The organism is Microbacterium sp. CPCC 204701, assembly GCF_004010105.1.
GTDB lineage: Bacteria > Actinomycetota > Actinomycetes > Actinomycetales > Microbacteriaceae > Microbacterium.
The window spans coordinates 1-12,046 of record NZ_RRYE01000057.1; the positions used below are offsets into that span (position 1 = coordinate 1).

9 protein-coding genes and 1 other RNA gene are annotated in these 12,046 nt (G+C 71.3%); 6 read left to right on the forward strand and 4 right to left on the reverse strand.

Annotated elements, in window-relative coordinates; all coding sequences use genetic code 11:
- The 3 genes from EIO58_RS05955 to EIO58_RS05965 all read right to left on the reverse strand — a co-directional run.
- A partial coding sequence (locus EIO58_RS05955; protein WP_240658597.1) for a transglutaminaseTgpA domain-containing protein occupies window positions 1-740 on the reverse strand: 740 nt, incomplete at its 3' end.
- Window positions 727-1,992: a DUF58 domain-containing protein gene (locus EIO58_RS05960; protein WP_127818739.1), complete on the reverse strand. Its 1,266-nt coding sequence runs from the start codon at window positions 1,990-1,992 to the stop codon at window positions 727-729. The genes EIO58_RS05960 and EIO58_RS05955, both read right to left, overlap by 14 nt.
- Before the next feature lie 18 nt (window positions 1,993-2,010).
- On the reverse strand, window positions 2,011-3,030 hold the full coding sequence (locus EIO58_RS05965; protein ID WP_205789155.1) for an AAA family ATPase: 1,020 nt from the start codon (window positions 3,028-3,030) through the stop codon (window positions 2,011-2,013).
- A 144-nt stretch (window positions 3,031-3,174) separates the two neighbouring features.
- Between EIO58_RS05965 and ffs the strand changes: the two genes are divergently transcribed.
- An RNA gene (gene ffs, locus EIO58_RS05970) (signal recognition particle sRNA small type) lies at window positions 3,175-3,271 on the forward strand.
- Here ffs and EIO58_RS05975 read toward each other — a convergent pair.
- Entirely contained in the window at window positions 3,266-3,937 is a 672-nt protein-coding gene (locus EIO58_RS05975; RefSeq protein ID WP_127818740.1) for an NUDIX domain-containing protein, read from the reverse strand. The genes ffs and EIO58_RS05975 overlap by 6 nt on opposite strands.
- A gap of 69 nt (window positions 3,938-4,006) precedes the next feature.
- Here EIO58_RS05975 and pta point away from each other — a divergent pair, with 69 nt between their 5' ends.
- From pta to EIO58_RS06000, 5 genes are all read left to right on the forward strand, one after another.
- Complete coding sequence (gene pta, locus EIO58_RS05980; RefSeq protein ID WP_127818741.1) at window positions 4,007-6,163, forward strand: phosphate acetyltransferase; 2,157 nt, start codon at window positions 4,007-4,009, stop codon at window positions 6,161-6,163.
- Window positions 6,164-6,167: 4 nt separating this feature from the next.
- On the forward strand, window positions 6,168-7,424 hold the full coding sequence (locus tag EIO58_RS05985) for an acetate/propionate family kinase (protein ID WP_127818742.1): 1,257 nt from the start codon (window positions 6,168-6,170) through the stop codon (window positions 7,422-7,424).
- Window positions 7,425-7,494: 70 nt separating this feature from the next.
- Window positions 7,495-8,220 carry an HAD family hydrolase gene (locus tag EIO58_RS05990; RefSeq protein ID WP_127818745.1) on the forward strand — a complete coding sequence of 242 codons (726 nt, stop codon included), beginning with the start codon at window positions 7,495-7,497 and terminating at the stop codon, window positions 8,218-8,220.
- Window positions 8,217-10,772: a glycoside hydrolase family 65 protein gene (locus tag EIO58_RS05995; protein WP_127818743.1), complete on the forward strand. Its 2,556-nt coding sequence runs from the start codon at window positions 8,217-8,219 to the stop codon at window positions 10,770-10,772. The genes EIO58_RS05990 and EIO58_RS05995 overlap by 4 nt, the downstream gene beginning before the upstream one ends.
- A gap of 66 nt (window positions 10,773-10,838) precedes the next feature.
- On the forward strand, window positions 10,839-12,046 hold a 1,208-nt coding region (locus tag EIO58_RS06000), incomplete at its 3' end, for a DNA polymerase III subunit gamma and tau (RefSeq protein WP_240658598.1).

Consider the following 12,046-nt stretch of genomic DNA (forward strand, 5'->3'; position numbering starts at 1 on the left):
GGGCCCACGCCCGCGCCGGCGCGAGCCACGGGCTGCGGGAGCATCGGCGTCGCGACGACCGCGACCACCACCGCGATCGCCCCGATGCCGATCGCCGTGGCAGGCACCCCCGCGGCGCGCTCGGCCTCCTGCTCGAGCGGCTTCTCGCGCGAGCGCGTCTCGGCGCGCAGCAGGAAGAGGATCGTGACGGCGAGGAAGACGAACCCGACGACGTCGACGTCGCTCGGGACCGCGATCGCCGGGATGAGCGACACCGCTACGATGCCGACCGCCGCGAGCAGCGGCATCCGGGCCGTCACCACGACGTGATCGACGATGATCGTCAGCAGGCCCATCGCACCGACGACGACGAACGCGAGCGCCGCCGTCGCCTCCAGTGGAGCGGCGCCGAGGGTGATCTCCTCCATCGCCGTGGCGAGCAGCGCGGGCGCGGTGCGGATCGAATCGAGCGTCGGCACCACCCACAGCAGCGCCGTGTCGCGGAAGTACACGATCGTCATGAAGACGACCCACACCGCCGCCTCGATGAGCGTCACGGCGATCGCGGGCAGGCGGAACCGGCGCGCGCTGTAGCCGGCGGCGAGGATGAGCACCGCCAGCACCAGCGCGCCCACCAGCCACACACCGGACTCGATGACGCGGGCGACCGGGAGGAGCGCGGCCAGCAGCGCCGCGAGGATCGCCGCGACGAGCAGCCGGCCGCCGCGCCGTGTCGCGCGCCCTCCCTCAGCGGAGGACATGCTGCACCCCTCGACCGACGGCGTTCACCCACGTGAGCCCCAGGTCGCGATCGGGATCGATCGTCGCGACGTTCCAGCCGTGGTCGGCGGCGCGCTCGAGCGCATCGCCGACGGGAGCCGCGGCGAGGATCAGGGGCAGGGTGCTGTGATGCGCGACCGGGCCGATGGCGTCGGCATCCGCGGGGTCGAGGCGCCCGACGATCACCACGACCGGCCCCGTCGAGACGCCCGCGAAGAGCCGGCGGAGGTGCGGCAGGCTGTCGTCGCGGCGCGCGGTCACGGTGGCGAACTGCACGAGCATGGCCTCGACCTCGGTCATGTCGCCCCCGTCGATGCGTTCGGCGAGACCGCCGGACCCGTAGAGAGGATTCCCGTCGCTGTCGAGCACCTCGACGGCGTAGCCGTCGTGGACGAGCCGCGCGACCACCGACACGCACGCCGACACGCCCGCCTCGAAGCCGGGATCGGCGCCGGGCGCCTGCAGCGCATCGGTCGACCAGCGCAGCGCCGCCCGGTCGAGCACGACGGTCGCCTCGGGAGTCGACTCCTGCTCCTCCTGCCGTACCATGAGCGCGTCGCGGTGCGCGGTCGCGCGCCAGTGGATGCGGCGCATCGAGTCGCCCGGCGCATACGGGCGGGCGACGAGGTTGTCGGCGCCCTGACCGAGCTGGTTCGTCGTGGTGTGGAGGGTCCCGCCGGCCGCACCCGCGTAGTCCACGAGCGGCGAGAGGTCGACGACCGCCGGTGCCACGGTCACGGGCGTGCGCTCGCCGAACACGATCGTGCGGCGCGCGAGCCCGAACGGATCCGACGTGCGCACCGACAGCGGGCCGAGCGGATGCACGCCGCGCCGCGCGCCGGTGACGGTGTACGCGAGATCGACGACGCGCACATCGCCGCGCAACCCGGAGCTGAGCGCCGGGAACAGGCCGTCGGCCTTGCCGCGGAGTCCCTTGGGCAGGGTGTCGTGCCACGTCCCGGGCGGCGTCGGCAGCGCCGCGCGCACGCCCACCTGCACCGAGACGTGCGACTCACGGCCCACCGACGCCACGTCGGGCGACAGCGCGCGGGTCACGACGTCCGTCCGTCGCCCGAGATACAGCGACGCGACGCTGGCGACGACGACGGCGATGAGCAGGATGCCGAAGTACATGAGCTCCGCGATGCCGGCCTCGTTCGCCACGACGAAGCACGCGGCGGCGAGGATCAGCGCGCCGGTGCCCCGGACGGTAAAAGGCCACAGGCGTCTCATCGCGCGCTCACCGTCTGCTCACTGACGCGAGGCGATCGGGACCCGCACGCCCGCGGCGATTCGCTCGAGGATCGTGGTGATGGCCTCGGCCGTGGAGCGGGCTCGCGCCCCTCCGGCCGAGCGCGTGGGGATGATGCGGTGCGCGAACACCGGCACGAGCAGCGCCGTGATGTCGTCCGGGATGACGAAGCCCCGGCCGTCGAGCGCGGCCCACACCTTCGCGGCGCGCACCAGCTGGAGCGTCGCGCGCGGGCTCGCGCCCAGCCGTAGGTCGGTGTGAGTGCGCGTCGCCTGCGACAGGGCGACGGCGTAGTCCTCGATCGCCGGGGCGACGTGGACCGCCCGCGCCCACGCGATGAGTCCTGCGACCTGTTCGCCCGTGACGACCGGGGCGAGCCTGTCGATCGGGTTCACGGTGTCGCGCTGGCGCAGCATGACGGCCTCGGACCGCGCGTCGGGGTAACCCATCGAGATGCGCATCATGAAGCGGTCGCGCTGCGCCTCGGGGAGGGCGTATGTGCCCTCCATCTCAAGGGGGTTCTGGGTCGCGACGACGAGGAACGGCTCGGGCACGTAGTGCGTGCGTCCGTCGACGGTCACCTGGCGCTCCTCCATGGCCTCGAGCAGCGCCGACTGGGTCTTCGGCGAGGAGCGGTTGATCTCGTCGGCGATCACGATGTTGGCGAAGATCGCGCCCGGCTTGAACTCGAACTCGCGTTCCACGGGATTGAACACGCTCACGCCCGTCACATCGCCGGGAAGGAGATCGGGCGTGAACTGGATGCGGCGGACCGTCGCGTCGACGGAGGTCGCGAGCGCCCGCGCCAGCATGGTCTTGCCGACCCCCGGCACATCCTCTATGAGCAGGTGCCCCTCGGCGAGCAGGCACACCAGGGCGCTGCGCACGGCCTCCGGCTTGCCGTCGATGACATCGCCCACCGACTCGAGGATCGCGTCGGTCACCCGTGCGAACCCATCGGACGTGAGTGCCCCGGACGCGCCTTCGTGCACGGCATCCGTCATCGCGGTATCGACCATCGCGGCCTCCTGGTCCGCCCGTTCGGGCGGGTCGGCGAGTGAGAGCGGGCTCCCTCGCCCACGGCTCGATCCTAACCGCGACGCGGGGCGCGTGGCACTGGGAGATCCCTGGGCGACCCGGCCGCTCGCGCGGGTTAGACTGTTCACAGCTCTCCGCGAGACGGCATCCAGGCCAACTCCCCCAGGACGGAAACGTAGCAAGGGTAACCGGGCTCTGTCGGGTTCGCGGAGAGTCTTACTTTTCCCCGGCGAACGGTCCGTCCAGCACCGCCCACTGCAGCAGCATGATGGTCTTCGCGTCGTCGATGCGTCCGTCGCGCACCATCCCGAGCGCTTCACCGATGTCGAACTCGACCAGCTCGATGTGCTCGCCCTCGTCGGCGAGGCCGCCGCGCGCGCCGATCCCCGCTCCGCCGTCGTACGGCGCGGCGAAGAAGTGGATGCGCTCGGTCACCGAGCCGGGGCTCATGTAGACATCCCACACGTGCTCGAGCTCACCGACCTCCACGCCCGTCTCCTCGACCGCCTCGCGCCGGATCGCGGTCGCCGGGTCGTCCTCATCGAGGAGCCCGGCGGCGGTCTCGATCAGCATGCCGTCGGGATGGCCGTTGACGTAGACGGGGTAGCGGAACTGTCGCGTCAGCAGCACGGTGCGCCGCGCCGGGTCGTACAGCAGGATCGTCGCGCCGTTGCCGCGGTCGTAGGTCTCGCGCTGCTGCCTCTCCCACGCACCGGAGGGGCCCCGGTACTCGAGCGTGGTGCGCCGCAGCACGTGCCAGCCCGCGGCGAGGAGCTCGACACCCGTCACCCGCACATCGGGATTGCGGTCGAGGTCGAGCCCGGCGCGGTCCAGTCCCGTCCGCCCGCGATGGTCGGGGATGTCGATTCCGGGCCTGGAGAGCGTCATGCTGCGAGAGTAGCCGGGGATCCGGCGGACGCCTGGCCGCGGTGTCGGTCGCGCTCCTAGGGTGGAGGGGTGGCGCGCAGCATCTACATCACGTCGGCCGAGGGTCACTCCGGAAAGTCGACGGTCGCGCTCGGCGTGCTCGACGCGCTGAGCCATGCGACACCGCGGGTCGGCGTGTTCCGGGCGATCGCCCGCTCGACGCGCGAACGCGACTACGTGCTCGAGATGCTGCTCGACCACGACGGCGCCGACCTCGCGTACGACGACTGCATCGGCGTCACCTACGACGACGTGAGGCGGGATCCGGATGCCGCGCTCGCGACCATCGTCGAGCGCTACAAGGCCGTCGAGGCGCAGTGCGACGCGGTCGTGGTGGTCGGCAGCGACTACACCGACGTCGGCAGCCCGGCCGAGCTCGCCTACAACGCGCGCATCGCCGCGAACCTCGGCGCGCCCGTGCTGCTGGTGCTCGGCGGGCGCTCGGCGCAGCAGCAGACGCAGCCCGAGGCTCTGGGCTCGACGTTCGCGCGCACGCCCGCCGAGATGGGCCAGATCGCGGATCTCGCCCTCGCCGAGCTCGAGCACGGGCGCGCGAAGCTGTTCGCGGTCGTCGCCAACCGCGCCGACCCGGTGCGCACCGACGAGACGATCGACGCGATCCGCCGCTCCGTCGACGCGCATCACGGCCCTTCCGACGCCGCGCCCGCCGTCGCTGGGACGTCGGTCCCGGTGTGGGCGATCCCCGAGGACCGCTACCTCGTCGCTCCGTCGATCCGTGGCATCATGCGCGCGGTCGACGGCGCGCTGCTGTCAGGCGATCCCGAGCGGCTGACACGCGAGGCGCTGGCGGTCGTCGTCGCCGGCATGTCGATGGTCAACGTGCTGCCGCGTCTGCTCGAGGGCGCCGTCGTGATCATCCCGGCAGACCGCTCCGAGGTGCTCCTGGCGGCGCTGCTCGCCGACGCGTCGGGCACCTTCCCCTCGATCTCGGGCATCGTGCTCAACGGCGGGTTCGAGCTGCCGGAATCCGTGACTCGGCTTCTCGACGGCCTCGCCTCGAAGGTGCCGATCATCACGACCGACCTGGGCACGTACGAGACGGCGGTGCGAATCATGGGCACGCGCGGGCGCCTGGCGGCCGACTCGCGGCGCCGCTACGACACCGCGCTGGCGCTGTTCGAGCAGAGCGTCGACACCGACGAGCTCCTCGAGGCGTTCGGCGTCGCACGCGCGACCGTCGTGACCCCGCTCATGTTCGAGTTCCAGCTCATCGAGCGGGCGCGCGCCGAGCGCAAGAGGATCGTGCTGCCCGAGGGCGACGACGACCGCGTGCTGCGGGCCGCCGCGACGGTGCTCAAGCGCGGCATCGCCGACCTCGTGATCCTCGGCGAGCCGTTCGAGGTGCGGGCGCGTGCCATCGAGCTCGGCATCGACATCCAGGCTGCCGATGTGCTGTCGCCCTTCGACGCGGTGCACGTGAACCGCTTCGCCGAGGAGTACGCGCGGCTGCGCGCCCACAAGGGCGTGACGCTCGCGCAGGCCGCCGACACCGTCACCGACGTGTCGTACTTCGGCACGCTCATGGTGCATCTGGGCCTCGCCGACGGCATGGTCTCGGGGGCCGCGCACACCACGGCGCACACGATCCGCCCGGCCTTCGAGATCATCAAGACGAAGCCAGGCGTCTCGGTGGTCTCGAGCGTGTTCCTCATGGCGCTCGCCGACCGCGTCCTCGTCTACGGCGACTGTGCGGTCGTCCCCGACCCCAGCAGCGAGCAGCTCGCCGACATCGCGATCTCGTCGGCCGCGACCGCCGCGCAGTTCGGCATCGACCCGCGCGTCGCGATGCTGTCGTACTCGACGGGCGAGTCGGGCTCGGGAGCCGATGTCGAGAAGGTGAGGGATGCCACGGCCCTGGTCCGTGCGCGAGCGCCCGAGCTGCTCGTCGAGGGTCCGATCCAGTACGACGCGGCGGCCGACGCCGCCGTGGCGGCCGCGAAGATGCCCGGCTCGGACGTCGCCGGTCGTGCGACGGTCTTCATCTTCCCCGACCTCAACACCGGCAACAACACCTACAAGGCGGTGCAGCGCTCTGCGGGCGCCGTTGCGATCGGCCCGGTGCTGCAGGGGCTCAACAAGCCGATCAACGACCTCTCGCGCGGAGCGCTCGTCGACGACATCGTCAACACGATCGCGATCACGGCGATCCAGGCACAGGGGGAGTGATCCGGTGACACCGGTGCTCGTGATCAACAGCGGGTCGTCGTCGTTCAAGTATCAGCTGATCGACATGGACACCGAGTCCACGCTCGTGTCGGGCCTCGTGGAGCGGATCGGCCCTTCGGCAGGCTCAGGGACCGGGGTCGCGCGGCACACCGTGCACGCGGCCGCCCTCGCCGCGGCGGACGGCCCGGCGCCGACCGTGGTCGATGCCACCCGCACGCGCGAGCTGCCGATCCCCGACCACACCGCGGGATTCCGGGTGATGCTCGACGCCTTCGCGTCGGACGGCCCCTCGCTCGAGGACCACCCGCCCATCGCCGTGGGGCATCGGGTCGTGCACGGCGGTGCGCGGTTCTTCGAGCCGACCGTCATCACGCCGCTCGTCGAGATCAACATCGACGAGCTCGGGGTGCTCGCACCGCTGCACAATCCGCCGAATCTCGAGGGCATCCGCGCGGCGAAGAAGGCGTTCCCCGACGTGCCGCACGTCGCCGTGTTCGACACCGCGTTCCACCAGACCCTCGCCCCGGAGGCCTACACCTACGCGATCGACGCGGAGCTCGCGGAGGCCCATCGCATCCGCCGCTACGGATTCCACGGCACGTCGCACAAGTTCGTCAGCGAGGCGGCGGCCGCGTTCCTCGGCCGGCCGCTCGAATCGCTCAAGCAGATCGTGTTCCACCTCGGCAACGGCGCCTCGGTCACCGCGATCGACGGCGGGCGCTCGGTCGAGACGTCGATGGGCTTCACCCCGCTCGAGGGCCTCATGATGGGCACCCGCTCGGGCGACATCGACCCCGCGGTGCTCATCCACCTCGCCCGGCGGGCCGGCATGACGATCGACGACCTCGACGACCTCCTCAACAGGCGCAGCGGGTTCCTCGGCATGGCCGGATCCAACGATCTGCGCGACGTGCGCGCGGCGATCGCGCAGGGCGACGAGCGGGCGATGCTCGCGTTCGAGGTGTACGTGCACCGGCTGCGCGCCTATGCCGGCGCGTACCTCGCGCAGCTCGGCGGCGCGGACGTCATCTCGTTCACGGCGGGGATCGGCGAGAACGCGCCTCTCGTGCGCTCGCACGCGCTGCAGACACTCGGCTTCGCGGGGGTCGAGATCGACGCGGAGCGCAATCTGGCGCCGGAGCGAGGCATCCGGATCGTCTCGACGGATGCCTCGGCCGTCACCGTCCTCGTCGTCCCCACCGACGAGGAGCTCGAGATCGCCCGGCAGACGCTCGAAGCGAGCCGGGCGAAGGACGAGTAGCCAGGGAACCAGCTGTATCGAGGCGCGTCGCCTGCGCGTAACATGCCCGTCGTACCCTGGGGGAGTGCCCATGGACACCGTGCCCGACCTCACCTCCTATGACGCCGTGCTGTTCGACCTGGACGGCGTGCTGACGCCGACCGCGGTGGTGCACATGCACGCCTGGCAGACCATGTTCGACGAGCTCTTCGACGCGTGGGACATCACACCGCCGTACACCGAGCGCGACTACTTCGATCACCTGGACGGCAAGAAGAGGTACGACGGCGTGGCCGCACTGCTGCGCTCCCGCGACGTCGAGGTGCCTTGGGGCGACCCGTCGGACCCGCCGACCGCCGATACCGTGTGCGGCATCGGCAACCGCAAGAACGCCGTCTTCGAGCGCGTGCTGCGCAGCGAGGGCATCGCGCCGTACCCCGGCTCGGTGCGCCTGCTCGACGCCCTCGCGGCCGCAGGCACGCCGGTGGCGGTGGTGTCGAGCTCGAAGAACGCCGAGGAGGTGCTCGCGGCCGCCGGCATCCGCGATCGCTTCGCCATCGTGATGGACGGGGTCATCGCCGAGCGCGACGATCTCGCATCCAAGCCCGCCCCCGACGTGTTCGTCGAGGCGGCGCAGCTGCTGGGGGTCGAGCCGGCCCGCAGCGCCGCCGTCGAGGATGCGCTGAGCGGGGTGGAGTCGGCGGTCGCCGGCGGCTTCGGCCTCGTCGTCGGCGTCGACCGCGGAGCCGGCGAGCAGGCACTTCTCGACGCGGGCGCCCATGTCGTGGTGAAGGATCTGGAGGAGTTCGCACGATGATCGATCGCGATCGGTTCCCCGTCGACCCGTGGCGTCTGGTCGAGACGTCGTTCGCGCTCGAGGACGCCGGCGTCACCGAGACGCTCTTCTCCATCGGCAACGGCTACCTCGGCATGCGCGGCAACCACTCCGAGGGCCGCTTCGCGTACGAGCACGGCACCTTCATCAACGGCTTCCACGAGACGTTCCCGATCCGCCACGCCGAGCAGGCGTACGGGTTCGCCGAGGTCGGGCAGACGATCGTCAACGCGCCCGACGCCAAGGTCATGCGCGTCTACGTCGACGACGAGCCGCTGTCGCTCGACGTCGCCGACATCCGCGAGTACGAGCGCGTGCTCGACATGCGCGACGGCGCGCTGCGCCGTCACATCGTGTGGGTGACGCCCTCCGGCAAGGAGGTGCGGATCGACGCCGAGCGCATGGTGTCGTTCGACGAGAAGCACCTCGCCCTCATGAGCGTGGAAGTCACCGTGCTCAACGCCGACGCCCCGGTGACGGTCTCGTGCCAGATCATCAACCGGCAGGACGGCGAGGACGTCTACGGCGGCACCCCGGTGGCCGCCTCGCGTGCGGCCGCCAAGGCCGCGTTCGACCCGCGCAAGACCGAGCGGCTGCACGAGCGCGTGCTGCAGCCGCAGGAGTACTGGCAGGACAAGCTGCGCACGGCGCTGTCGTACCGCGTCACCGACTCGGGCATGTCGGTCGCGGTCGTTGCGGACCACCTGGTCGAGACCGAGAACGAGTACAGCGCGCGCACCCTCGTCGAGCCCGACATCGCCAAGAACGTGTTCCGCGTGCAGGCCAAGGCGGGCGTGCCGGTCCGGGTGACGAAGCTCGTCAGCTACCACACGTCGAGGGGCGTCCCCGCGCGCGAGCTCGTCGACCGTGGCAGGCGCACCCTCGACCGGGCCCTCACGGTGGGCGTCGACGCGGTCCGCGCGCACCAGCGAGCCTGGCTCGACGGCTTCTGGGAGCGCTCGGACGTGCGCATCGGCGGCCACGATGACCTGCAGCAGGCGACGCGCTGGTGCCTGTTCCAGCTCGCGCAGGCGGCGGCCCGCGCCGACGGCCTCGGCGTGCCCGCGAAGGGGATGACGGGATCGGGCTACTCCGGCCACTACTTCTGGGACACCGAGATCTACGTCCTGCCGTTCCTCGCGTACACGACGCCGCTGTGGGCTCGCAACGCCTTGCGGATGCGGTATCTCATGCTGCCGGCGGCGCGACGCCGCGCGTTCCAGCTCAACGAGGCGGGCGCGCTCTTCCCCTGGCGAACGATCAACGGGGAAGAGGCATCCGCGTACTACGCCGCCGGCACGGCGCAGTATCACATCAACGCCGACGTGAGCTATGCCCTCGGAAAGTACGTGCGGGCCACCGGTGATGACGAGTTCCTGTTCCGCGAGGGCGTCGACATCGCGGTCGAGACCGCCCGGCTGTGGGCGACCCTCGGCTTCTGGCGGTCGAGCGACGGTCAGGCGGGCAAGAGGGTGGAAGGCACCGGCGAGGGCGACACGTTCCACATCCATGGCGTGACCGGGCCGGACGAGTACACCACCGTCGTCAACGACAACCTGTTCACGAACGTCATGGCGCGCTTCAACCTGCGCTTCGCGGCGCGCACGGTGCGCGAGATGGCCGAAGTCGACGGCGAGGTCTACCGGCAGATGGTCGACCGGCTGGCGCTCGAGCCCGGCGAACCGGAGTCGTGGGACCGGGCCGCCGAGGCGATGCACATCCCGTTCAGCCCGGGCCTGGGCATCCACCCGCAGGATCACGTGTTCCTCGAGCGCGAGATCTGGGACCTCGAGAACACGCCGCCCGACAAGCGGCCGCTGCTGCTGCACTTCCACCCGCTCGTCATCTACCGGTATCAGGTGCTCAAGCAGGCCGACGTGGTGCTCGCGCTGTTCCTGCAGGGCAACCACTTCTCGGACGACGACAAGCTCGCCGACTTCGAGTACTACGACCCGCTGACGACGGGCGACTCGACGCTGTCGGCGGTGGTGCAGTCGATCCTCGCGGCCGAGGTCGGCTATCAGGACCTCGCGCTCGAGTACTTCCGGCAGTCGATCTTCGTCGACCTCGCCGACCTTCACCACAACGCCGCGGACGGCGTGCACGTCGCATCGGCCGGCGGCGTGTGGACGGCGCTGGTGTCGGGGTTCGGCGGCATGCGCGACCACTACGGCGAGTTGTCGTTCGATCCGCGGCTGCCGGCGAGCTGGCCCTCTCTCGAGTTCGTGCTGCACTGGCACGGCACGCGCCTGATCGTCACGCTCACGCGCGACCGGCTGCGCGTGCGCGCCGGCGAAGGGAGCCCGGTCGGCTTCAGCGTGCGCGGCGTCGGCTACGTCGTCGGCGCGGGCGAAGAGGTCATGGTGCCGCTCGACGGCCAGGGGCCGGTGATCTCGGGCCGCCCGACGCTGCGCGAGCTCGGCGACGCGCGCCGCGAAGACGGCTCGCTGCTGTCGGCGTCCGTGCCGACGGTGACCTCGTCGATCCCGATCATCGTCGGGACGGCGGATCTCGAGCACGGGGCGGATGCGTAGTCCGGTCTCCGGCTGCGCAGCGTCGAGGCCGGGCGCGATGTCGGGGGCACGCCGTAGGCTGGGCGGGTGACTACCGCTCTCTACCGCCGTTACCGACCCGAGTCGTTCGGCGAGATGATCGGCCAGTCGCAGGTCACCGAGCCGCTCATGACGGCGCTGCGCAGTGACCGAGTCGGCCACGCATACCTCTTCTCGGGTCCGCGTGGGTGCGGCAAGACGACGTCGGCGCGCATCCTCGCGCGCTGCCTCAACTGCGCGCAGGGGCCGACCGACACCCCGTGCGGCACCTGCGAGAGCTGCGTCGAGCTGGGCCGCGGCGGCAGCGGGTCCCTCGACGTCGTCGAGATCGACGCGGCGAGCCACAACGGCGTCGACGACGCGCGCGACCTGCGCGAGCGCGCGGTGTTCGCGCCGGCGCGCGACCGCTTCAAGATCTTCATCCTCGACGAGGCGCACATGGTGACCCCGCAGGGCTTCAACGCGCTGCTGAAGCTCGTCGAGGAGCCGCCCGACCACGTCAAGTTCATCTTCGCCACGACCGAGCCCGAGAAGGTCATCGGCACGATCCGCTCCCGCACGCACCACTACCCGTTCCGGCTCGTGCCGCCCGCCGCGATGCTCGAGTACGTCGAGCAGCTGTGCACGCAGGAGGGCGTCGAGGTCGAGCCCGGCGTGCTGTCTCTCGTCATCCGCGCCGGCGGCGGGTCGCCGCGCGACACGCTGTCGCTCCTCGACCAGCTCATCGCGGGGTCGGACCCCTCGGCTGGATCGGGCGCCATGCTCGTCACGTACGCGCGCGCGGTCGCGCTGCTCGGCTACACGCACGGCGAGCTCCTCGACGAGGTCGTCGACGCATTCGCCGCGAGCGACGCGGCGGCCGCGTTCGCCGCCGTCGACCGCGTCGTGCAGACCGGGCAAGACCCGCGACGCTTCGTCGACGACCTGCTCGAGCGCCTGCGCGACCTCATCGTCGTCGCGGCGACGGGCCAGGGTGCGGCGGCGGTGCTGCGCGGTGTCTCGGCCGAGGACCTCGCTCGCATGAAAGGCCAGGCAGATGCCTTCGGCCCCGCGCGGCTCTCGCGCGTCGCCGACCTCGTGATCGCAACGCTCGACGACATGACCGGTGCCACGTCGCCTCGCCTGCAGCTCGAGCTCATGGTTGCACGCGTGCTGGCACGGGGAACGGATGCCTCGGCCCCAGCTGCGGCGCCGGGCACGGTTGCGGCGGCTCCGGTGCCGGTCGAGCGCACCGCGACGGCCCTGGTCGGCGCGCG

Bases quoted from the DNA above. Each gene is read 5' to 3' on its own strand.
- EIO58_RS05960 (WP_127818739.1), bottom strand. From the start codon at position 1,992: ATGAGACGCCTGTGGCCTTTTACCGTCCGGGGCACCGGCGCGCTGATC.
- EIO58_RS05965 (WP_205789155.1), bottom strand. From the start codon at position 3,030: ATGGTCGATACCGCGATGACGGATGCCGTGCACGAAGGCGCGTCCGGG.
- EIO58_RS05975 (WP_127818740.1), bottom strand. From the start codon at position 3,937: ATGACGCTCTCCAGGCCCGGAATCGACATCCCCGACCATCGCGGGCGG.
- EIO58_RS05990 (WP_127818745.1), top strand. From the start codon at position 7,495: ATGGACACCGTGCCCGACCTCACCTCCTATGACGCCGTGCTGTTCGAC.
- EIO58_RS05995 (WP_127818743.1), top strand. From the start codon at position 8,217: ATGATCGATCGCGATCGGTTCCCCGTCGACCCGTGGCGTCTGGTCGAG.